This window comes from Paenibacillus xylanilyticus (genome assembly GCF_047246825.1).
In the GTDB taxonomy this organism is placed as follows: Bacteria; Bacillota; Bacilli; order Paenibacillales; family Paenibacillaceae; genus Paenibacillus; species Paenibacillus xylanilyticus_B.
Window position 1 is genome coordinate 17,175 of sequence record NZ_JBFOLB010000011.1, and the last position, 22,047, is coordinate 39,221.

Annotated in this window: 17 protein-coding genes; 16 read left to right on the top strand and 1 reads right to left on the bottom strand. The window is 41.3% G+C overall.

Annotated features, from left to right (window positions below; all coding sequences use genetic code 11):
• Positions 1-6 precede the first annotated feature (6 nt).
• Positions 7-2,547, top strand: coding sequence for a TraM recognition domain-containing protein (locus AB3N00_RS29255; RefSeq protein ID WP_413037649.1), 2,541 nt, complete (start codon positions 7-9; stop codon positions 2,545-2,547).
• A gap of 20 nt (positions 2,548-2,567) precedes the next feature.
• On the opposite strand, the gene AB3N00_RS29260 is transcribed toward AB3N00_RS29255, so the two are convergent.
• The gene (locus AB3N00_RS29260) at positions 2,568-2,873 is read right to left on the bottom strand and encodes a hypothetical protein (protein WP_413037650.1); all 306 of its coding nucleotides are present in this window, start codon (positions 2,871-2,873) and stop codon (positions 2,568-2,570) included.
• A 1,412-nt stretch (positions 2,874-4,285) separates the two neighbouring features.
• On the opposite strand from AB3N00_RS29260, the gene AB3N00_RS29265 reads away from it, so the two are divergent.
• The 15 genes from AB3N00_RS29265 (at position 4,286) to AB3N00_RS29335 (ending at position 21,879) form a co-directional block, all read left to right on the top strand.
• Positions 4,286-5,131 carry a 30S ribosomal protein S1 gene (locus AB3N00_RS29265; RefSeq protein WP_413037651.1) on the top strand — a complete coding sequence of 282 codons (846 nt, stop codon included), beginning with the start codon at positions 4,286-4,288 and terminating at the stop codon, positions 5,129-5,131.
• Positions 5,132-5,142: 11 nt separating this feature from the next.
• A complete protein-coding gene (locus AB3N00_RS29270; protein ID WP_413037652.1) occupies positions 5,143-6,051 on the top strand; it encodes a replication-relaxation family protein in 909 nt (302 codons plus the stop codon).
• Positions 6,052-6,064: 13 nt separating this feature from the next.
• A complete protein-coding gene (locus AB3N00_RS29275; RefSeq protein WP_413037653.1) occupies positions 6,065-7,423 on the top strand; it encodes a hypothetical protein in 1,359 nt (452 codons plus the stop codon).
• Positions 7,424-7,851: 428 nt separating this feature from the next.
• Positions 7,852-8,838, top strand: coding sequence for an SAF domain-containing protein (locus AB3N00_RS29280; protein ID WP_413037654.1), 987 nt, complete (start codon positions 7,852-7,854; stop codon positions 8,836-8,838).
• Positions 8,835-9,509 carry a hypothetical protein gene (locus AB3N00_RS29285; RefSeq protein ID WP_413037655.1) on the top strand — a complete coding sequence of 225 codons (675 nt, stop codon included), beginning with the start codon at positions 8,835-8,837 and terminating at the stop codon, positions 9,507-9,509. Before AB3N00_RS29280 ends, AB3N00_RS29285 begins: the two co-directional genes overlap by 4 nt.
• A 3-nt stretch (positions 9,510-9,512) precedes the next feature.
• The gene (locus tag AB3N00_RS29290; RefSeq protein ID WP_413037656.1) at positions 9,513-10,352 is read left to right on the top strand and encodes a hypothetical protein; all 840 of its coding nucleotides are present in this window, start codon (positions 9,513-9,515) and stop codon (positions 10,350-10,352) included.
• A 4-nt stretch (positions 10,353-10,356) separates the two neighbouring features.
• Entirely contained in the window at positions 10,357-12,210 is a 1,854-nt protein-coding gene (locus AB3N00_RS29295) for an ATPase, T2SS/T4P/T4SS family (RefSeq protein ID WP_413037657.1), read from the top strand.
• A gap of 3 nt (positions 12,211-12,213) precedes the next feature.
• Complete coding sequence (locus AB3N00_RS29300) at positions 12,214-14,286, top strand: hypothetical protein (protein ID WP_413037658.1); 2,073 nt, start codon at positions 12,214-12,216, stop codon at positions 14,284-14,286.
• 19 nt (positions 14,287-14,305) lie between these two features.
• On the top strand, positions 14,306-14,767 hold the full coding sequence (locus AB3N00_RS29305; RefSeq protein WP_110756197.1) for an ABC transporter permease: 462 nt from the start codon (positions 14,306-14,308) through the stop codon (positions 14,765-14,767).
• Between the two features lie 65 nt (positions 14,768-14,832).
• The gene (locus AB3N00_RS29310) at positions 14,833-15,210 is read left to right on the top strand and encodes a hypothetical protein (protein WP_413037659.1); all 378 of its coding nucleotides are present in this window, start codon (positions 14,833-14,835) and stop codon (positions 15,208-15,210) included.
• Between the two features lie 122 nt (positions 15,211-15,332).
• Positions 15,333-15,782: a hypothetical protein gene (locus tag AB3N00_RS29315; RefSeq protein ID WP_413037660.1), complete on the top strand. Its 450-nt coding sequence runs from the start codon at positions 15,333-15,335 to the stop codon at positions 15,780-15,782.
• Positions 15,769-16,755: a hypothetical protein gene (locus tag AB3N00_RS29320; RefSeq protein ID WP_413037661.1), complete on the top strand. Its 987-nt coding sequence runs from the start codon at positions 15,769-15,771 to the stop codon at positions 16,753-16,755. Before AB3N00_RS29315 ends, AB3N00_RS29320 begins: the two co-directional genes overlap by 14 nt.
• 529 nt (positions 16,756-17,284) lie before the next feature.
• Complete coding sequence (locus AB3N00_RS29325; RefSeq protein WP_413037662.1) at positions 17,285-17,521, top strand: hypothetical protein; 237 nt, start codon at positions 17,285-17,287, stop codon at positions 17,519-17,521.
• Between the two features lie 63 nt (positions 17,522-17,584).
• The gene (locus AB3N00_RS29330) at positions 17,585-18,541 is read left to right on the top strand and encodes a copper amine oxidase N-terminal domain-containing protein (protein WP_413037663.1); all 957 of its coding nucleotides are present in this window, start codon (positions 17,585-17,587) and stop codon (positions 18,539-18,541) included.
• Between the two features lie 11 nt (positions 18,542-18,552).
• The gene (locus tag AB3N00_RS29335) at positions 18,553-21,879 is read left to right on the top strand and encodes a DUF5704 domain-containing protein (protein ID WP_413037664.1); all 3,327 of its coding nucleotides are present in this window, start codon (positions 18,553-18,555) and stop codon (positions 21,877-21,879) included.
• Positions 21,880-22,047 lie beyond the last annotated feature (168 nt).

Genomic DNA, 22,047 nt, shown 5'->3' on the forward strand with positions numbered 1-22,047 from the left:
TCGTTCATGAAGTTCATAGCCATGGTTCTTGGTGGAATTATATCAGTGATAGGTCATATCTTTGCGTTTGTTTTTAAGAATATTTATATTTCTGTTCGTAGATATGCTATGGACCCAGCAAACAAATATTCATTATGGAATACTCAGGCAGTTACGATCTTATGCATTCTATTGTTATGTTTTTTTTGGTTAGTAGGGAGATACCAGGATATATGGTATGGCACCAGTGAACCAATATTCTTAAGAGCCATCCCACTTTTGTTGGCAGCTTTTATGGGACATACTATTTATTCATCACCAATGTTTTTCAAGAATCTGTATTCAAAACCGACCATTCAGACCTTTCTGAATACACTAAGTTCCTTGGCGCTTGGACAAATAGTTTTATGGTTTGAATTATCGACATGGACTGTTTTTATAGTTATGTCCATAGTTGCAACCACTGTGGCCTTCTCTTTAATACATGTCTTAAAAGGGAATACGAACAACACAATATTTTCAAAACTACATATTGCGGTTGAAAAGTCTAAAAGTGTGAGAAGCAATCCAAAACTGAAAATGACTTTGCCCGAAATAATAGATCAGAATAAATTGGATTGTGACTCTTCCGGACATGTAAATGAAAGAGAGGAATCTTTAACCACATTAAATGAATCCAAAGAAGTTGATTTAGTATATAAGTTTGACATTTCAGAAACCATTGATATTTCAAAAAAAGGGTCGCTTGCGCATCTCAGGTACAGTTCTGAAGAATGTAAGATCGTACTATTTCATACACAACCCACAAAAAATCGTCAAAGTCAGTTAGTTACAATATCAAGAAGTGATAGAGCACAGCATGGACAAACCTTAGGTGGAACTGGAGCTGGTAAGACACTTTTTGCGACGAATAAAGTGACGCAGGATCTTCTAAACGACTATATAGGAAGCACTATAATCGAACCCAAAGGGTCTTTTATCAGACGATTAGCTAATTTCTTGGACCGGGTAGGTAGGCCCTACCATCGGTTAGATCCGGAATATGAGCATACAGCTTGTTTAAATCCGATGTATAGTCCCGAAGGTCATGATTTTGATGACATGATTGAAGCTAACGTGGCAGCCTTTCATAGTTATCTTGGACCGGATTCTGAAAGATACTTTAAAAGTAGGTCAACACAATTACTTCGGGTTAGTATTAAGGCATTAAAGCTTGCTTACGGTAACGAGTGTGGATTAAACGAATTGGATAGACTTATTCAACCTTTAAATGATGATTATAGAGCTGAAGTGTTGTCACTTCTTAAAGGTTATGACAGTCAGATTACTTTGTTAAAACAATACACTCGCAGTATGGCCGGTAGCCCACGAATGCAAGAACATGCTATGCAAACTTACTCTAACCTTCATGATTACTTATCAGAGTTGACATCAAATAAGCATGTTCAACGAATTTTTTGCGGCCCCTCAACATTTAATATTGATGATGTATTGGCGAATGGAGAAATAGTTTTAGTCAATGGTGCCTATGGTAAACTCTCAACCTTAACGTATACCGTAGGAAGGTTATTTATCAATCTATTTCGAGCAAGTATATTTAGACGCTCACTAATAGAAACTCCGAGAGCACATCAGCTAACAGTTGATGAACTTGAAATGTTTGCAGATGAAGAATTTAGTACATTTATGGAGATGGCCCGTGAATTTGAGGTCTTTGTTGACGTTATTCATCAAGGTAATGAACAATTAACGGATGAAAGTAAACGTCTTGCAGCAATGGTAAAACAGAATGCTGTGCAAAAATACATTATGGCTGGTTTAGAGAATGAGGATGTTAAATACATTGCCGAAATGATTGGGGAGGATTATGTTATTGGCCAAAGTAGTGGAACCGATGAAATGGCGACAAGCGGATTTAAAACACAAGTTAAAGAAGAAAAAAGATACATTGTTGAACCGAGAACAATAGCTTCATTAAAAGGTTATAATGTGGAAACCGGCGCGCCTGCAGAAGTACTTTACAGAGGCGTTCATAACAATGAAAGATTAGAACCTGTGATCGGACTAGTTTATCCACTTCCAAGAGAACTATTTGCAGCCGTAGACGAAGACGACATCAGAAATATCTTAGAAACAGAAGATGATCAGGCTAAAGCTGATATTTTATTAAATTTAAATAATGGGAATTTTTTGGATCAGACACACCAAGCATTAGCAGATGAGAAATCTATAAGAGTGGAGAGAATGAAAGAAAAAGCAATGCAACAGAGAAGTTTGGTGGAGATTCACCAAGAATCATCTAAAGAGACGATAGATAGCAGAACTCATGAGGAATCCCAAGTTCTTATGATAAGAAGTTCTATTTGGGATGATGCTGAGAACAGTAACCACATCAAAGTAAGAGCAGAGCAACTCGTTAAGAATGAAGAGCCGGCACGATCTGGTGAGATTGAAAATCCCATCAAATTTGTGCCGGCATCAATAGATCCAACTGCTCTCAAATTAGCTGAAAGAATAAAACAAGCTAGTATGGAGAAGCGGAGTATAGAAGGGGATAGTAAGCCTTAGAATGGTTTAGGCTTACTATCTTATCGTTCTTCATTTAATGTTGTTATAATATCGTTAAACTCTTCATAACAAAGTTTGCCTAATGACGTCAAACTATACACTTTTTGGCGACCACTTGTGGTGTAAGAAACTAAGCCTAACGATTCAGCCCAAATCAAAGCTGCATTCAATTCTCCTCTACGAACACGAGCATTTAAAGAGAGATCGTCCTTATTGAAATCTGCTTGATTAAGTGTTTGTAAAATTAATTTTGTTCCATTTGGTAATTGACTAATCATATTTTGAAGATAAGTTTTTAAAGGGGTGTTAAAATCATAGGCGCTCATTGAAACAGTCCTTTCAGGGTATTGTAATATATATATTAGCACATTATTTAATTAAGCAATATATATATTGTAATTTGCCTAAACTATTATTGCCTGGTGCTAGAGAATTATGCATAGGTAGAATTGGGTCACAAACTTTTCAAAGAAACCAGTCATTGTTAACACAAAGTCTAATTCACAATTCTTGCGCAGTGAGTTAACTAACTATAGAAAGAATACATTACTCGCAAGATGTACATGGACCCTTGCACCCTTGAATTTATGCAAAGTACAAAAAGATTGTTGCGATGTACTGCATTGTTTTTACCATGTATTTAGCTATGCCATCAGAATTCACAAATTTATTTATCAGGCACTATATTTCGTATAAGACGTTTAGTATTCTCCGTAGGAATAGAAACTAAGGTAGAATTTTTTATAACAGCATCTTCTATAATTGATGCAAGTTTTAATGCACGAACCCAACTAATTGATTTGCATTTCCACTGACACGATTATCTCCCAATTCTACATCCCGTATATAGCCGTGGCTTAATTTATTCGTTTAGCTGCCTCGCGTAGGGAGTACCCACAAGCCAGACGAAAGTATTCTAAATACTTTCCAATGGAGTGCTTCATTGCTTTTCTCCTTCAATATCTAAGCATGTATTTTGCCACATTATGTTAATTATGATATATTTCTCCCATTAATAAAAAAAGATAGGAACATACGTAAAGTACTGAGAATTATGGTCAAAAAAGAGGTGAATTGATTTATAATTATGTACAAAATAAATCGTAAATCATTTCATATATAATTATAATTCATTCAATAAATTGTTCGAAAAAGAGTATGAAAACACTTAAGAGGAGTAAAATAATTTATTCTTCTATTTTTTGATTTAGTCTGGTATATTTCATATATATTAATTAGAATACTATATAGCTAATATATAAGAAAGGAGAACTCGATTGAAACATGATGGACTTATGGAAGAATTAGACTTTGTCATAAGTCACCCAAAATGTAACATCCGTAATTTAGAAACGTTCTATAACAATTGTCTTTTCTCGTATAAGACAGCTCAATAGTTGCACACATCCGGTTCAAAAGGCCCGACTTAGAATAAATGGACTAAAGAAAACGATATGATACATAAGGTTAGCCAGGAACTGGATTCACTAAACAAAGAAGAAACGCCAGCAAAACAAGAATTAATAATTTATGTTGATCTTACAAATGAAAGACCAATAAGCGGGTACTACAAAGTTGCATGGGAGCCCGGCATGGACTATGAAACAATTAATGCAATGTTCCGAAAGAAACAAGTGAATGTATTATGTGTCAGGTAGGGGAAAGTGAAACTAATTGGTTTAATACAGGTCGATGAGCATAGATGCCATCTATTTTTAAAAGTAAAGGGGTAACAAGCATGACTTTCACAGAAGTGGGTCCAATGAAAAAATATGAAACGTCACTTCGAAGAAAACAAATACATCAAGGCGTGGTGACGTCTATTGAAACGCATACTCCTTTCGGTATAAGTATGCAATGTGCAATTATCGACTTGGGGGATAACATCAAAGGAATGATTCATGAGGATCAATTCGATAAACAACAGTTCAGGTCATTGGTAGGGTTTATTGATCACACCGTGGATTTTATGGTGCTTGATCCCAAAAAGCGTGGAGGTGATACTGACGATATTCAAGTGTTTGACCGAGAGAAAGGTATTGTGCTCCTATCGAGAGTACAAGCTTTAGAGGAACTACAAGAAGAATTTTGGGACACAGCTGAAGAAGATCATATCTGCACCGGCACAGTATCAGGTTTTGAGGAGGAGCGAATATATCTTTTGGTAAAAGGTGTAGTATGTATCCTACCCATTTCAGATTATGAATATGATTGGACTCCATCAGGTAGAAATTTGCTTCCATTAGGTACGCAGGTGACTGTGAAAGTCAAAAAAATCGATAGAGAAAAGAAGCGAGTCACTGTGACAAGAAAAGAACTGCTAGAAGATCCTTGGAACAGGGTGAGAGAACGATTTAAGCAAGGTGACTTTCACCGAGGAGTTATTACAAGTGTTGTGGAGAACACCGGCATATTCATTAAATTATGTCCAGGTGTCGAGTCATTGGCTTGGTTTCCGAATAGAGTGCCTTCCCATGGTGAACTTGTTGGTAAAACTGTTTCTGTGAAAATAGGAAAAGTTGATCTGGAAGCAAGAAAAATCAAGTCCAAAATCGTACATTTTCCGCATGAAATCATGGGTTAGGAGGCATTTAGATGGAGCATATGGTATCTCCGTTAATCAACCCAGAAGAAGCGAAGGTGCCTACATATCCACTCCTTGATGATCCATACAGTTATGTGACTGAGATCGATGCACTAACTAAACATCAATACTATTACATTGAACGAAAAGTTGAACAAGGGTGGATTACAAGTAGGGATATAGATATAGTTCGTTTTGTTTTTGTACACCGTTGGGTTACCTTATCACAAATAGATCGAATCTTTTTTCCCGAAGCGGAGAGAGAGAATACAGCAAGAACCCGTATGAAAAAATTACTTAAATATGGTTTGCTCCGAAAAATAAAATGGACGAGCTACTCAACAGGAAAAGAAACTAGACCAGCCCTTTATGAAGTTGGTGCCAGCGGTGCAGATGTATTAAAATTTCGATTCGCGACGTTTTTAGGACAAAGAGATCCGAGACATGCCAAACCAACAACAATGTTATTTCGAATGAAATATGTTGCCGTTAATGAGTTATACCTACAGATGAGAGAAGAATTCAATTTGGTTCATTTCGAATTTCATCCTATTTTGAAAATCAACGACGAACAGCAGGTTCCTACTGCCCTTTTTTCATTAAGAAACCCATCTGGCAAAGAAATAGACTTTGTTCTCATTTGTCATAGGGAAGATGAAAATTGGCTGAAAACGATTCGCTATCAAGCAATGTTTTATGCAGCATATAAGACTGTAAACCGCACTTTAACTTTGTTGATTCATGTATCTACTGATGAAAAAGCAAAAATGGCAAACCACGTGCTAAGTCAAGAAGGTTTGGCAGGGGTTTGGTTTATTACGGACGATGATCTTTTTGACAAGAATAAACACATAACCCAAAGTTTTAGCTTTATTGATACAGAGGGCAATCGAATTTACTATGATCTGGGAAGACGTTAAGGTGGTGATTTAAATGAATCGTATACTTATTTGCTCATCGGAACGAGATGAATGTGAATTTCTGAAAGAAGAATTGGAGGATTTCGGGAAAGTCGTAAAAATTGTTGAGTCGTTAGACTTTTTTATTTCTCAGTGGGAATCCACCAGTTCAATTAACACGATTGTTTTTACTGAGTATATTGTAAAGAATACAAGTTCTTTTGAAAAACTAATCAAACAAGTCGAAGCTTCAAATCCAGAAGTACAAATTGTGTTTTTACATTTTAGAGAGATAGACGAATTCATGAGGTCTCTTTCTGATTTAGGGATAATTTGCATCTCGTATATAGATCTAACTCCTGGATTAATTCTCACGAAACTTCAAACAGAAACAAAAAAAGATACGGATCCAGAGACTCCACTAATCACAACAGATAAATCTCAGTGTGCTGTTATAGACAGTTCTGAGGATGCATTCTTACATACAAGGAATGAACCAGAGCCAAGAAATATGTATGAGGAGCAAGTTTTAAAGCATAAGGATGTAAGTGTTGAAGAAAAACCAGATATTCGAGATGTTTATCAAGAAAGAGACTCTGTTAATGCTTCTGAGAAATTCCTGAGATCTATGATTGAAAAAGGTAAGGAATTAAAAAAAGTTTTGGAGGTTAAAAATAGTCATTCAGAGTTTAAGATTGACGATTTTAATTACGATCCACTACTTCAAAAACGTAAAAAGGTCAGAGATCGTTTTATAGGCACGATCATAATAGCAATTATTGGAGTGGATAAGGGAGTAGGGTGCACTCATACTTCTCTGTTAATAGCGAATTATCTCGTAAAACAGAAACTTTCTGTGGCTCTAATTGAAGCAAATGAATCGAATGAGTATAAGGAAATTGAAGCTTCATATGAAGGCGTGGACTCAGAGCTCTTGCATACTTCTAGTTTCTATATTGAAGGAGTACATTTTTATAAAAATCAGAACAATATCGATGTGATTCCACTTTTATCGGGTGAATATGCTTATATTGTGCTCGACCTAGGGTACTATGTTGAAACGGAGTCATACACTGAATTCCTTAGAGCAAATGTTCAAATTGTAGTGGGTTCGAGTAGGGATTGGAAACAGCATAAGATAAATGAGTTTATAGATGGTCAAATTCATTTAGACCAATCGAATTGGAGAATATGCCTTCCTTTAGCTGATAAGCAAGATGTAAAGGATCTGAGAAAGAAATGGAATCGAAGGCGACTATATACTATTCCATATTTTCCAGATCCGTTTGACTCATCTGATGTAATTGAAGATTCGCTGGAAAGTATGCTGAAAATCAATCAGCAGCATAGACTCTCTTTGCTTAGGAGAAAAATGCTGAATGTATTTCAGTAAATGGAGGTGATGGTATTAAATTAATACGTATGTGATTGAAGTAATTACAGCTAGTATTTTGGGTATCTGCTCATACAAATATGTATGCGTTTTGCTATGTAGGTTGACAGAAAGGACTCGAGTTTGTAGCTGTGGTTTTGTGATGGAAAATCTTTAGCGGAAGGTATACGGAAACGAATTACTGAAGAAGTTGTTCACACGAACAAGGCTGGAAAAGTGCAGCCAGTATCTATAAGTATTGAATTTGTGAAAGGTTTGATGGATGGAGGATGGAACGAAACTTGAACTACGTGGTAAAAGCAATGGTCACGGCTAAATTACAAGGGGCTAATCAAGTCGTGCAATTGAAAGAAGTATAATCGCAACACTAATATTTATATACTAATATAATAGTATACTAATATATATTGAAGTGTGGAGGATAGACAATGTCAAAAATACGATTCAGGCAGAAGAAAGTACTCATTGCTGGGGGGATTGGTGGCCTTATAGTTCTTTTGATTTGTGTTCTAGTTGGATCATTGTACATTAACCATTTAATGGTAAAAGTGAACGGCCAACGGCAAGCTGTAGAGCTTGAACTAGAACAGACCCAGCAGGTCTTAGAAGAGGAAATGGTCGAGGTTGAAGTAGTGTCCCGGGATATTCAATCCGGTGAATCGATCCGGACCAACGACCTGGAAACACGTAAGATTCCCAAAAGTGTTATTGCTGATGAGGCTGTGCTGAGCAAAGAGCTCATTAATGGCAAAATTGCGAAAGTGTATCTTCCACAAAAGTCACCAGTCACGGCTTCAGTAATCTATGAAGATGAAGTGACTACCCGGGATATCCGGAACCAAGAGTTCGGTCTGATTGAGCTTCCGATCAAGCTGAAGCAAAACGATTATGTCGATGTACGTATTAAACTTCCGTCTGGACAAGATTACATCGTGCTCAGCAAGAAACGGGTTGAAGACCTGCAGAACGGAACCGTTTGGTATCAGATGTCCGAAAAAGAAATCTTGAACATGTCTTCAGCTATCGTAGACGCGTACATTAATGACGCCAGCATCTATGCTTTGACGTATGTCGAGCCTGGTATACAGGAGAAAGCATACACGACCTATCCGGCCAATAAGTCAGTATTGGATCTGATCGATTCTGACCCGAACATTGTTCAGAAAGCAACCACCGAGCTGGAACGCCGGAATCGTGTGAAGCTGGAAGAAGCTCTTAATGCAATGACTCCACAGCAGCGGCAGGACTACAAAAGCAACCGTAACACGCAACAGACGGCTGAAGAGCAAGCGGCTGCAGAGGAAACAACATATCAGCAGCAATCCAATGATCTGATGAATGAGACGAGTACAACACAACCTCAAAATACAGAAACGATTTTTAACGATCAAAATAGTGTAGGTGGGACACCATGAAGCAGATCTTATTCATTGGGGCTTATGAAAAGTCAGATATCCTCTTTTATGTAGCCAAACTCCTATCCGTAGAACATAGCGTGTTAATCCTGGATGTCACGGCCCATGCGGACTACGAATACGCTTATCCAAAAGTCGAAGGACAAGACGGGGTACAGCAGCATGATCGCTTTGACGTGATTGAGAATGCCACGCTGGAGACGTATCAGGAACTGCAAAAAGAGAGTAAATATGATTTGGTCCTTGTTGATATCAGTCGTAGGGATGAGCTGCAGCGGTGGCCAGTTGCCGATCAATATTATCTGGTAAGTTCTTATGACAACGCAATAATGCAACGAAATGGTATCCTGATGAATGCATTTTTCCAAGACAAGAGCCAATCGGATCTGATTCCGGTTCACAAGTTGATTCAGGAGTCAGCTGTTTTCCCGGAAGAAGTCATTCAGGAGACGTTTACTAAACACCCGATTGACTGGAAGGAGTCCTTTATCTTCTACCCAGACGAAAGGGACCTGGAAAGCAAATATATGAATCAGCATTTATCTATGTTGCATACCAAGAAGCTCTCAGGCGACCTTAAATCAGCCTTACAGCGCGTTGCATCCCAAATCCTAGGCATGACAGCTAAAGAGGTAAAAGGGCTATGGAAGCAAGCAGAAAGGGGGAAATAACGCATGGCAATCATATCATTTTGGGGCATACAGGATGGTTTGGGTGTAACAAGCAGCACAGCTGCTACTGCTGCACTTATCGGAATGGAATACCAGGTACGCGCTTTAGTTTCACAACCACAGTGGTCAGACAATACGCTTCAGCGCATCTTCCAAAAAACGATTCAACATCAAAACCCACAGGGATTTCAAACCAGTGGAGGGCTGGATGCTCTTGAAAGAGCGGTTCGGTCAGGGAGGTTCGAACGGGAGTCTGTGAAAAACAATTCGCTGATTCTAGTACCAGACCGGCTCGATATTTTGAAAGGTACAACAAAGGCAGATCGTGGCCAGTTTGACGAAGCGAGTGAAGTTATCAACCTCATCTATCAGAAGGCAACCGAATATTACGATCTGGTTCTGCTCGACTTACATAGTGGTCGAAACAGCCCGGTAGTTCTGGAGGCATTAAATCAATCGGATCTCATTGTCGTGTGTCTATCTCAAAATATCAACGTGTTGGAACGATTCTTCTTGCAGCGAGAGCAGCAGCCTGAAGCTTTTCAGAACAAGTCCTTCGTGATCCTGCTCAGTCAGTATGATGAGGATTCAAAATTCAAAGTTAAAAATATCTGCAACAAATATCGATATAAAGGACCTGTATTCACGATGCCGTATAACACTAGCTTTAAAGATCACAGTAATGACGGCGAAATCCAGTCATTTTTCCGGAGAAACCAGCAGCTGACCAAGTTTCATCCGAATCGATTCTTTGTTGAGGAATCTCGCAAACTAGTGTTGCACATCTTGAACGAATCGGGGATCAACACCCAGGTTAAGCAAATCTCAGGAAAAGGAGCATGAGTAGATGGACTCATCAATCATTTTCAATATTCTGTTCATTGCTCTTATCATATCTGGATTAATCGGGTTGCTCCTTTACTTTCTGTGGAAGAAGCCGAATCGCCCCAAGGATTCGGTCCAGGCACAAGCAGAAAAGTACTCTATCCCGATACTGGTTGAATATACCAAAGTCATGATTAACGAATTCGTTAACACCAACTTAATGGATATGGGGTTGTCCGGAGAGGAGTATGAGCGCCGGCAAGCCGTGGTCAATGAGCTTAGAAACGCAATGCGAAACGCCGTCTCTGGTGAAATTCGAGACAAGCTTTATCTGAAGGAGCACATTGAAGCCATTTTGGAACATGATTACCGACTCGATGAGAAAAATATCGATTGGGTAATTCCGTTTTCTCAGCCTGAACGGTTAACTTATCAAGATCGTTTCGACATCCTCATGAACCATTTCAAAGAAAAGCATGGCTATAAGGCCTTGTCCTTTATGATCGAGAAGTATAACCTGGCTCAGCCCAAACATGTGATCGAGGGCGGGAAATCGGAGTCCTACGTGATTACCGGAGAGGAGATCCAGGCGATTTATCGTAAAGAGATCCGCGGACTCGACTTTAGGGATAAACTCAATGTCATCGTTCAACGAGTGTACCAGTTGTACAAAGGTTTCGGGGTTGCAGATGAGATTCGAGATATGAACATTGATGGTTTATCTGGTGGTGTCTCAGGGGCACCAAGCAAGATGACCACCGTAGAACATGTCGCTGAGTTGGTGGGACAAATGCGCAGTAGCAAGCGTGGAAATAACTCGCTTTGGATTTTCTATAAAGGGAAGACGATCCATCTTTCATTTTTGGAATTTGAAACAGACCTTGAGCTCAAACGTGTAGCCCAAAATATTTACAAGCACAACAGCCCTGGGCCGTTAACCGAAACATCCGGTTTTGTGGTAAACGATATGGCTGACGGTTCCCGGGTCGTGGTTGTCCGGCCACCATTCGCAGAAAGTTGGGCTTTCTGGGTTCGGAAGTTCGATATTCCGAATCTATCGATCGAAAATCTGATTCCGGATACTCATGGTCAAGCCGAATTAGCGAGGGATATGATCAAAAATCTGATGAAAGGTGCCCAGACTACTGCATACACCGGGAAAACGGGTGCTGGTAAGACCTCTCTCATGATGACGAGTATCGGTTTCATGTACGCCTTTCTCAATTTGAGAACCGTGGAATTGATTTTTGAGCTTAACTTACGGCAGCTGTACCCAGAACGAAACTCGATGGCGTTTCGAGAGCTTCCGACCATACCTGGTCAAGAAGCCCTCAACTTGAATAAGAAGACGGATACAGATGTCAGTATCTTGGGTGAGGTAGCCAGCCAGTCAGTGGCTACCTGGATGATCCAGATGACACAGGTAGGTAGTTTGTTCACGATCTTCTCGCATCACGCGGTGACCACACGGCAACTGATCAAATGGTTCCGGGATGCACTTCTGGCCATGCAAATTATGCAAGATGAACGCTTGGCGGAAGAGCAAGTGGCGGAAGCCATCAAGTGGGATATCCATGTGACTCGAGACCAAAAAGGGAATCGTTACATTGAACGCATCACGGAAATTACGTTGGTCCAATACGATGATTCTTTCTTCGAAAACACGAATGATTATGAACAACTGATGAAAGAGAGTATCCGCAGAAAACATGGACCACTTTGGAAAGAGAGAAACATTCTGGAGTACAGGGACGGGGGCTATGTAGCAGTTAACCCGATCTCTCCAGAGCGAATTCATGAAATGAGAGGAAACATGTTGGCGGAAGATCAGATCGCCTTTGATGCATTCATTAGTAAACATTGGGGAGGGAACTAATACATGAAAATTCTCTTTATCATTCTCCTCTCCATCTCGGCTATTTCAGCTATTCCGTTGATCTTCTATTTCGTGAAGTCCAAAAGGGATCAGAAGAAATCCGTTGATATGTTTCATGTAAGCCGTGTTCAAAAACGGACAAATGCCAAAATGATGGTGTTTTATCAAAAATCGTATGATCGGTTTTCCAATATCCCTATTCTTCGGAATCAACTTGCCAGCATCCGCAGAAGGTTATCGCTGATCAATACGTATGATGAATTCACTATTCGAAAAGAAACCATGCGAATTACGTTTTGGATACTCGGCTCCATCTTTGTCGGTATTACTGTCATTGCCATTGTGAGCTGGAATTTGATTGCGATCATGATTGCGATTGCTGTTGCCATTGTCGCTAACGGCATGCTGATTACGGTATTTGTAAACAAAGTGGAGGATCGATTACTCAAACAGTTTGCGGACTTCTTAGAAGAAAATCGTCATGAGTATCAAGAGTCACGTCGGGTGGACGATGCCATGTATGATGCAGCTCAGATTGCGCCTCATACGATCAAGCTGCAGGCCGAAAAGATCCATGAAATCATTTCTTCGGAGGATCCACAACGCAAACTGAGTGAATATTATGCGGTTGCACCAAATCGGTACTTGAAAATCTTTGCCGGCGTGGCCCACATGGTCATGGAGTATGGTGACAAGCCTCTGGCCAAAGGATCCATGTACCTGGCGACCATTACTAAATTCGTACAGCAAATCAGATATGATCTGCTTCGCAGAAGGCTCCTGAATTACAAACTGCAAGGATTGACCATGATTGCACTATCACCAATTTTGTTGTCTTTTCCGGTCCGAAAGTGGTCCGAAACTTATTTTCCGATAACCGCAGATTTTTACAGCAGCCGGATCGGATACATTATCTTAATTCTCATTTTCGCTTCATCCATTATCAGTTACATGTTCATCCGAAAAGTCGGCGAGCTGGATGAGGACAAAATGAAAGGTTCTTCTCCCGAAAAACAATGGGAAAAGAAAGTCTATTCCTGGCCATGGGCGAAGGCAGTTGTTGATCGGGTGGTGCCTGAGCGACACACCAGAGCCCATTACAAACTAACTAGGTTCCTAAAAGAATCAAACTCGCCATTAACAAAAGAGTGGTTTTATATACAACGACTGACGGTGGGTTTGGCCAGTTTTATCACCGTTGTCATCCTGTGCGTTTTCTTACACTACAGTGCTATTCATCAAATTAAGACGAACCCAACGGCTGGACAACAAAACGTGATGGGGACGTTATCAGGCGATGAACTACTAAAAGCGAATCAGCGAACAGCAGCTGACAACGAGATAATGAACTATTTCAAGGAGGTGCACATAAATTTCGGGGACCTGAAGGATCAATCCAGGGAGGACCTGGTTCAGATGATTCAGTCCAAGACTGGTATTAACATGAGCGTAACTGAGATTGAACAGGTAACGAATCGAATTCTTACGAAAATGGAATCGATGCAAAGCGAGTATTTCAAATGGTGGGAGTTATTGATAGCTCTTGGAGTCGCAATGATTGCCTATTACATACCGTTATGGATTCTCCTATTTAAGAGGCGCATGCGCGCTATGGAGATGCAAAATGAGGTGGATCAGTTCCACACGTTGATTTCAATCCTCATGCAGTTTGATCGGATGTCAGTCGATACCGTCCTAGAATGGATGGAACGCTTTAGCGTCATCTTCAAGACACCTTTACGCCGAGCTGTACTGAACTATGAAAGTGGCGCTGAGCAAGTGTTGCAGGCTTTGCGGGAAGAAGCACCTTTTGAATCCTTTGATCGGATCGTCAAGCGCTTAATCCGTGCTAGTGAAAAAGTCTCGGTCGCGGAATCATTCGCTGACTTGGAAACGGAGCAAGAATATTATGCGAAGGATAAAGAGGATAAGCTGACCCGACTGATTTCGCAAAAAGCAATTTTGGGCCAAGCTATCGGCTTTGTTCCAACGACAATCCTGATCTTTTTGTACTTAGTTTTCCCCATGCTCTACATGACATTACAGAGCATGTCATCGGTTAACCAAATTTTCTAGAAAAGGGAGAATCATATCCATGCTTGAAAATGTACCAACGTGGCTAAAGGTCACCGGAGGAATCTTTTTGACTGTACTGTTAATCACCTTTGTTGTCGGTTTCGTCATGTTCGCTATGGACAAGAGCCAAGAAGGTAGAGAAGAAGTTACAGGTGTCTTCAATAACCTAACAGACGCAAAATACACTATGTATTCCGGAGGATACAACTCCGGTAGTGAAGTGATTAATGCCATTCGTCAATATTCAGCTAAACAACAGTTTGGAATCAAAGTCATCACAGGTAAAGGTGACACTTCCTTCTACGGAAACACGTTCCAAGAGGACGGAACAGTATCCTCGACGGACAAAATTACGAACTTTAGCAAAGCGGAAGATCCAACCTCTCCCGCATACGTGAACCTTTCTGGGAATTTCGATTCGAAGTTGGTTCGAGATGCTAACTCAGTAGTCGTCGGCATCATCTTCACACAACGGAAGTAAGGAACTTCAAGGATTTCCCTTCTCAGTAGAAAGAGAAGGGGAATTCAAGAAAGGAACGATACCCTTTGAATGAAAGTGTAAGTGATTATCTCTATTACGCTGCGTGGATCATGCTTTTCTTAATTGCCTTGGGAACAGCATCAACCGATCTCAGCATCCAGCAACGAGCTCAACAGTCCATGCAAGAAACAGCCACCGTCGACCATAGATTATTTACCACATTCGGTTCGGTAGAAGAAGAGACGTACAGCGGTGCAGAGGTGCTGCAAAGTATCCAGCGCATTCAAGACATTAGGGCGAACATTCAAGTCGAAGGAGTCACTTTCCAGCAAACCTTGGATATCGACAGTGCAGATGTTTCCATGATTAATCTACGCAAGACGTACAAGGTTCAGTATGTGCGAGACGCGAGTGGAACAGTGAAAACCATCATTTTTACATAAGGAGGAGGGCATGATTGAATGGTTCCGCATTTTCAAAGATCTTTGCATCATTTCTAGCAATCATACTCTTGTTTATTTATCCCCTATATCAAAGCATGGAACGACAGGATTATCGATCGCAAATGGTTGTTCAAAAGTCAGTCACCCGGTTTGTAGATGCTGTACGAACCAAAGGATATGTGACACCAACCATGTATAGGCAATTTAATGAAGAAATAGCGGCTACCGGAAACGTATTTGATATCGAAATGGTTCACGAACACAAGCTTTACATTCCTGTATATCGGGATCCGGAAAATCCAAGCACGTTTGAAGGCAAATATATCACCGATTTTAGTAATTTCTACACGGACGACATCATGAAGGTGATGTTTCCGGATACGACAGAGCCTGATCAGAGTGAAACCAGACGATATCATTTGGAAGTTGGCGATTTCTTCACAGTAACCATTAAGAACAAAAATCGAACGCCGGCAACGCATATGCAAGATATGTTACTGGCCGGGAGCACAGGTGATAACACTAAAATTTTTGTACCTTACGGTGGGATGGTAATCAATGAAGACGACTAACCTAGCCATTATATTTCTTCTCATTGTCGTACCGTTTTATCTCATATTGGATATGCGAACATCGGATCAGAAGCTAGTTAACCGGCTAGAAGCACAGTATTCAGCAGCATTACATACGGCTGTCCAAGATGCGGCGTTTGCCCTGAATCAAAATGAGTATCAGGAGAATGAAGCTTCCTATCAGTCCAGCAAGTATTTCAATGCAAATAAGGAAGCTGCCATTGAGACATTTTGGAAAACCATGAACCTTAATTTTGGTGCAGGAGAGGATCCAGTAGCTCAGGGCGCGCTAGCTGCATATGTCCCGGTTGTTGCCGTTACGGATTATAGCGGATTCCATATCTACGCATTTACGGAGTATACGGATGCGGGTGGGAACAAGGTCTATAAACACGAATGGAAACCGGAAAAACCTTATGCCTACAGCGACCAGGCCGGGAACAGCATTAATTTCACCTTGGATAGTTATGTAACCGCGTATGAGGCAAGCACAGGCACCTGGCTGAAGGGTTATCGTCAAGAGCTGGAAGGACTTACGGATATTGCACTACTGAATGATGAAAAGCAGTTTGATGAGATGCGGCGCAGAACCATTGTGAATGCAGTTCAGAAAGATGTGGCCTATTTCATCAATCAACATAATCAATTTGCGCTTCGACTCGGCAGTTATTATGACTTTAAAATTCCGCTGATTCCCAATGAGGAATGGACAAACAGTGTAGATGACATTGGGATTATGGCATTCATCCAAGGCTTGCCGGTGGGGCACCAGTTCTATAACAATTACGCATTTGGTAGTGGCCGGATCGTAAAGAAGAATGTCGTGTATGGAGCGATAGATGAAAGTACTGGTCTGAAATACTATTATCGCAGTAATTATCCACTGCACGTGCGCGTTGAGGAGACGTTCGCATCAGAAAAGGACGCTGCAGCTGCAGGATACATGCCTGCAAAAGGACTCAATACCAGATAGCTGCTAGTGGGATCTGTGCCGATTAAACCGAAGGAGCTGATGATTTAATGAAATTTGAATCCCATCCAGCGAACCAAACCAAAACAGGAAAAACAAAAAACATACTACGTATACAGAATCTTTTAAAAATCATGTCACAAGATTCGAAAGTCATTAAGTCAGCCTGGGAACTACAGGTGAAAGAAAAAAGATAAAAATCGGCACAGATCCGAAAAGCAACGAACAAATGCAATGTTGCCTTCCGGCTCCCCCGGAAGCCTGCGACCTTCTATGTCACTTGCCGCGACTTGGACCAGCGTATCATGGCCCTTGTAATCGTCAAGGATTTGCCGCTGCGCGTTCCTGCCTTGACGATTAAGTTCAACTACTCCGGTAGCGTCTTCGTCGCTTTGCGGAGCCTCCAGTTGAACTACGGGCGAAGCCTGTTATGAAGGTATATTCGGCATGATAAGCTTGAGCCAAGCGGCAAGCATAACGGTCGCCACCGATCATATCTGATCCCACATAGATCGAAGAAAGGACGAAAACCATGGAAGCAGAAATCATTGTTCGTATTACCAAAGAAGGATGGACTGAAACACTGAAAGTAGACGGCAAGGAGTTTAACAAATCCTATGTCAAAACATGTACCGGATCCGAAGGGGAACAGATTTGTTGGGAGGATGATCCCAAGGTTCCAGAGATGGCCTATCCAGCTTTTGATGAGCTGACAATGGGCTGTCAGGAAGCGATGCACGTTCTCCGATCGTTCGAGGAAGGTTGTTAACTGCAGGTATTGGAATTACCGATAAAAATAGGGACTATTAATTTTCGAGGGGAGACATTTCAAATGAAGATGAAAAAAGTATTGTTGACTGTTGTAGCAGGGGCGATGATGTTCACGGCAGTAGGGTTTGGTGGATCTGCAGCACACGCTGCAACGACACCGAAGCAAGTCGAGGTTTTGCTAAACACGGTGAAAATGAAGTTTCCGGATGCTAAGCCGTTCCAAGATGGTCAAGGTAGCGTCATGGTTCCAATCCGTTTCGTTTCAGAAGCCCTGGGCGCTAAGGTAACGTATTCTAAAACCGGCAAAGTGTCCAAGGTAGGCATCAAGTCCAAGGATCACACGGTAGATATGACGATCGGACAGACAACTGCTACCGTTGATGGTCAAAAGAAAGACTATGGAACACAAATCATCTTAAAACAGAATCGGACATTTGTTCCGTTGCGTCTGGTCAGTGAAGGACTTGGGCAAAAGGTAGAATGGGACAAAATTGGCCGCTGGGTCTGGATTGGAAATAAGGATTTCCGGAGCACAGATAATAAAGAGTTTAGGTTGACGAAGCTTAGCAATTTCAATGCTTACACGCAAACTAAAGACATTTTCAAGAACTCGAAGGGTGAAACATACTCAGGCGTTAAAATTATAAAGGAAAGTGACCTTCCACTGCAATTAGCTGATGGTCAGGTTGTATACAGCATTGATTTAGTGAAAAATCCAATCAAAGGAGATGACTGGGTTCAAATTAGAAGCAGTTCCAGAGGCAACCCAGTTACTTTTCTGGTGAAAAATAGTTTTGGTAGAGGAAGACACGTTGTTGATGCAGGGTTTGTGAATAATGGAGATAAGACAGGTATGAATAACTATCCGGTTTTAAGTAGTCTTGATCTATTTCAAAACGGGAAATTTGTAGAGAATTATGATTACAGTAAATTTAAAATCAGTTCGGCTGATTATATTCTCTTAGAAGATGGCAACTTAGAAGATTATGCAGTTGCCATTGTAAATCCATTTAAATAAAGGAGATAGGGATGAAGAAAACCATTAACTCCTTGCTTAGTGTGGTACTTATCTTGTCTTCCATTCTTACGATTTTTACGTTTCGTATTGGACAGGCTGAAGCAATTGGCTTTAATCGACTTTATCAAGATGAGGATCCGGCTAAGTCAAATATTTACTACTTTGTAGGAATGGTATATTACGAAGTTTGGAGAAGTTCAGGAGGTACTTGGACTGATGAAGGATATAAACCGGGTGATACTGTACGAAGAGTTGATGGCGGCCCTTATGAATTCACATTTTCATCAACTCGTAAAATTAAGTCTGTGAAAGTAAGTCAGTTTGACTTTGGGTGGGATTACGCTGATGAAACCTTTAATGCTTCACGGACGGGAGAACTAGCGGAAAATGATAAGAAATACTATCAAGATGCCACTTCTAAGGTTCGCTATACTTATGAACAGACGCCAGTTACGGGCATAGGGACAAATTCAGCTAAGTTAAATGTGTATGTTTTGAACGGCGTATTAGATGCGGTTAGAGCAGTTGATAGAAAGTATGAACAAGAACAAAAACCTGGTACTCCACCGTTTGCTCCTGGAGTGTTAGGTTTCCGATACTATTTTCCAACTTTGTTCACTATCGAGCTAGAACCTGAAGAGGGAAAAGCCATCATTCAGCACTGGACTACAACTGGTCAAAGGTTGAATGGAGTCGAACATTTTGTTGATCGAGAAGAAAAGCTGGAAAAGAACAAAGATTATAACTTTGTCCATACTGATCCAGGGAGCAATTATACGTATGCAGGATATAAAAAAAGTACTGTGTCGCCGCCTTCGGGCGGTAGACCAAGCGCGGGAGACCCTGGGAACTTTAAATACAATGGATCTTTTCCTATATATTATCTGAATTTTTATTATGAACCGAAAGGCGGTACAACAATACCAGACAATCCGAGTCCAGGACTGGTTTGTACAAAGCCAGAACCTGGTCGTACTTTGGAAGGCAAGTATATGGATCCGGCCGCAACAGGAGTTATTAAGGCTGATGCACGAGGAAGCGAACCTTTTGATGTGTTAAAGGGCATACCGACTTCAGAAAGCCTGTATGGTAACGTCTTTAGCAAAGACTACTTGGTTCAAAACAAATTTGTGGAGATATCAGGGATATGCACTTATACGGTGGTTGTCGAAGAAAATTGGACACTGACGTGGAAAGATCCGCGAGAGGTTCCGACAGAAGACGGTGGTACCAGGACTGTCTATGATGTTCCGCGATCAAAACTAGATGTAAGACGACCAACATACCAAGTAGTTCGGCCATACTCTTATTGGGCTATCGATGAGCTTAGTGTCTATAACATCAAGAAAGCTACATTGATGCAATATGCTTTTTCGGGTAGTCAAATATCAATTGAACCTTCTGGATACGTGCCACCGGAATTTCAGGCGGAAACGACAGGCTATTTCTATCCAGCTAACAATCCAAGCCCGGTAATTGCACCTTCTCGGAGCAAAGACGGTGGTACGAGTGAACCATCCATGGACGAAGACAATTTGCAAAGCATAGCTGAAGCAGCTGTTCCGGATGTGCAAGTTGAGAATGACTCACTGATTTTTAAAGGGCAAACGATCATGAATAAACAGCGTGTGGCCAAAAGTGGACCTCAGCCTGGGAACATTCCGGCTCCAGGAGAGATCGGAAAAGATGTACTGTACAGCCCGTACAACTACATTCCGTCCAACAAGGTCAACAAGAAAGATGAGGTCAGCACAGGAAAAATCGAGTTTATCATGGCTGCGGGCAGTATTAACACCGAAGAAGAGGAATTGGAGTACGAGATTAACGGCATAAATACAGTGACCGTGCATACGCCAGTGGTAAACTATTCTGCGGTGTCTGACGATCAGCCACACAATCAGAAGACGAAGCCAAATATGAGTCGGTCAGCGCTGATTTTGGATAGGCCATTCATTGTCCGGATCCCAACATCTGGTCAGCATTTAGATGTGGCACAGTATCCGGGGTATGGCAACAGGGATTACGCGAAATATTTCCGGACCAAGCAGGTAAGATTCCCATTCGACGTATACAATGAGTCGAAAAGTCAATTGATCCCTAAAGACACCTGGATTGATATCCCGGTGTACCAATTAGATACCACGTTCCAGCTGCCAGTTTGGGTCGATGAAGGTGACTACCAGGTATATTTCCGGAACATTGCAGAAAATGCGCCAGAAGGATACAGCTACGAGCAGGATGCCAACCTGAATCTCGCAAACCACGCAGCAGTCGATCAAGTGAGTGTTGAAGTTATTGGACGATTGTATGACTTCCATATCACGGACATTGCAGATTACAACTGGGAACGTGTCTTCCGAACATACATCGGTAGCAAGGACTCTACAGGCATGAGCTACTGGGTTGGCCAAAATGGCATCGATGGAGCTCCGCGAGGAAATAACGAACCCTATACGCTGCCAATCCGAGCAGGCAGTAACCCATTGACAGGAATGAAAAATGTAGCTGTTAAGACAGGATATCATTTTAAATTCGACTTCAAAACCATGGGTAACATGTTTGGAACTAAAGATGGAATTCGGATAACACCGACATTAACATACGTAAGTAAGAATGGTGGTGCACCTATTCCGGTGGATCTGTATTACAAAACCAACGACCAACCATTCATAAAAATCGGATCTCCGGAAGATAAGGTTGAGCGTTATGTCATCTTGAACGAGCGCTTACGCAGCGTGCCGCAGGGAGATATCAAAAATGCAGGATACTGGCGGTACGATCAATACTTAACAGCAGACCAGCAAGCCGGCACGGATCGAGATCTCTATATGCGAAATTACGTTCTCAAGTACACAAAGAAGCCAACGCCGGTTGGTGGATACGCTCAGCTGCTGCTTCCGGAACAACTCAAAACACTGATTGGACCGAAGGAGATCCCATCCAACGCAACGGTCACTCCGGAACGAGCAAATGCATCCATTCAGCAATGGTACGGGGAGTATAGCATTTCTGCAGACAGCTATGTAGTTGCACAAGGAACAGACTTAGCCGAATATGGCCGGCTCCATGGCGGACTTACTGACAAGTCTCCCATCTTCCTGAAGGACGGTTATATCGTAGTCAACTTCGATATTGAATCGATTCAGAATGGAAACCTGCAGGATCCGCATCTACAGTACATTAACGCACCGCTCATGAATCAATGGAGACTGGAAGGATACCGTCCGAACATCCTGGATTCGTCCATGAATGTGTTCAATCTTCGTGACGGAGACATCGTGTTCTATAATGCGGACCAATCCAGCCGCGATGATTTCAGCGCGCAAGCTCCACATTAAAATACTCGGGGCAGCCAACCTGCCCCACCCTTTAATAGGAAGGAGAACGGAATGAGATTTTTGGAAAATATAACTTGCTCGTATTTTTTCGCTCTTTTTTCGATTTTCACGCTGCAGACATAGGCAAATGCAGAATGAATCCAATGTGGATTTTCTGCTCTCACCATT

Coding starts and splice junctions, on each gene's coding strand:
- AB3N00_RS29255 (WP_413037649.1), top strand. CDS start 7: ATGAAGTTCATAGCCATGGTTCTTGGTGGAATTATATCAGTGATAGGT.
- AB3N00_RS29260 (WP_413037650.1), bottom strand. CDS start 2,873: ATGAGCGCCTATGATTTTAACACCCCTTTAAAAACTTATCTTCAAAAT.
- AB3N00_RS29265 (WP_413037651.1), top strand. CDS start 4,286: ATGACTTTCACAGAAGTGGGTCCAATGAAAAAATATGAAACGTCACTT.
- AB3N00_RS29270 (WP_413037652.1), top strand. CDS start 5,143: ATGGAGCATATGGTATCTCCGTTAATCAACCCAGAAGAAGCGAAGGTG.
- AB3N00_RS29275 (WP_413037653.1), top strand. CDS start 6,065: ATGAATCGTATACTTATTTGCTCATCGGAACGAGATGAATGTGAATTT.
- AB3N00_RS29280 (WP_413037654.1), top strand. CDS start 7,852: ATGTCAAAAATACGATTCAGGCAGAAGAAAGTACTCATTGCTGGGGGG.
- AB3N00_RS29285 (WP_413037655.1), top strand. CDS start 8,835: ATGAAGCAGATCTTATTCATTGGGGCTTATGAAAAGTCAGATATCCTC.
- AB3N00_RS29290 (WP_413037656.1), top strand. CDS start 9,513: ATGGCAATCATATCATTTTGGGGCATACAGGATGGTTTGGGTGTAACA.
- AB3N00_RS29295 (WP_413037657.1), top strand. CDS start 10,357: ATGGACTCATCAATCATTTTCAATATTCTGTTCATTGCTCTTATCATA.
- AB3N00_RS29300 (WP_413037658.1), top strand. CDS start 12,214: ATGAAAATTCTCTTTATCATTCTCCTCTCCATCTCGGCTATTTCAGCT.
- AB3N00_RS29305 (WP_110756197.1), top strand. CDS start 14,306: ATGCTTGAAAATGTACCAACGTGGCTAAAGGTCACCGGAGGAATCTTT.
- AB3N00_RS29315 (WP_413037660.1), top strand. CDS start 15,333: ATGGTTGTTCAAAAGTCAGTCACCCGGTTTGTAGATGCTGTACGAACC.
- AB3N00_RS29320 (WP_413037661.1), top strand. CDS start 15,769: ATGAAGACGACTAACCTAGCCATTATATTTCTTCTCATTGTCGTACCG.
- AB3N00_RS29325 (WP_413037662.1), top strand. CDS start 17,285: ATGGAAGCAGAAATCATTGTTCGTATTACCAAAGAAGGATGGACTGAA.
- AB3N00_RS29330 (WP_413037663.1), top strand. CDS start 17,585: ATGAAGATGAAAAAAGTATTGTTGACTGTTGTAGCAGGGGCGATGATG.
- AB3N00_RS29335 (WP_413037664.1), top strand. CDS start 18,553: ATGAAGAAAACCATTAACTCCTTGCTTAGTGTGGTACTTATCTTGTCT.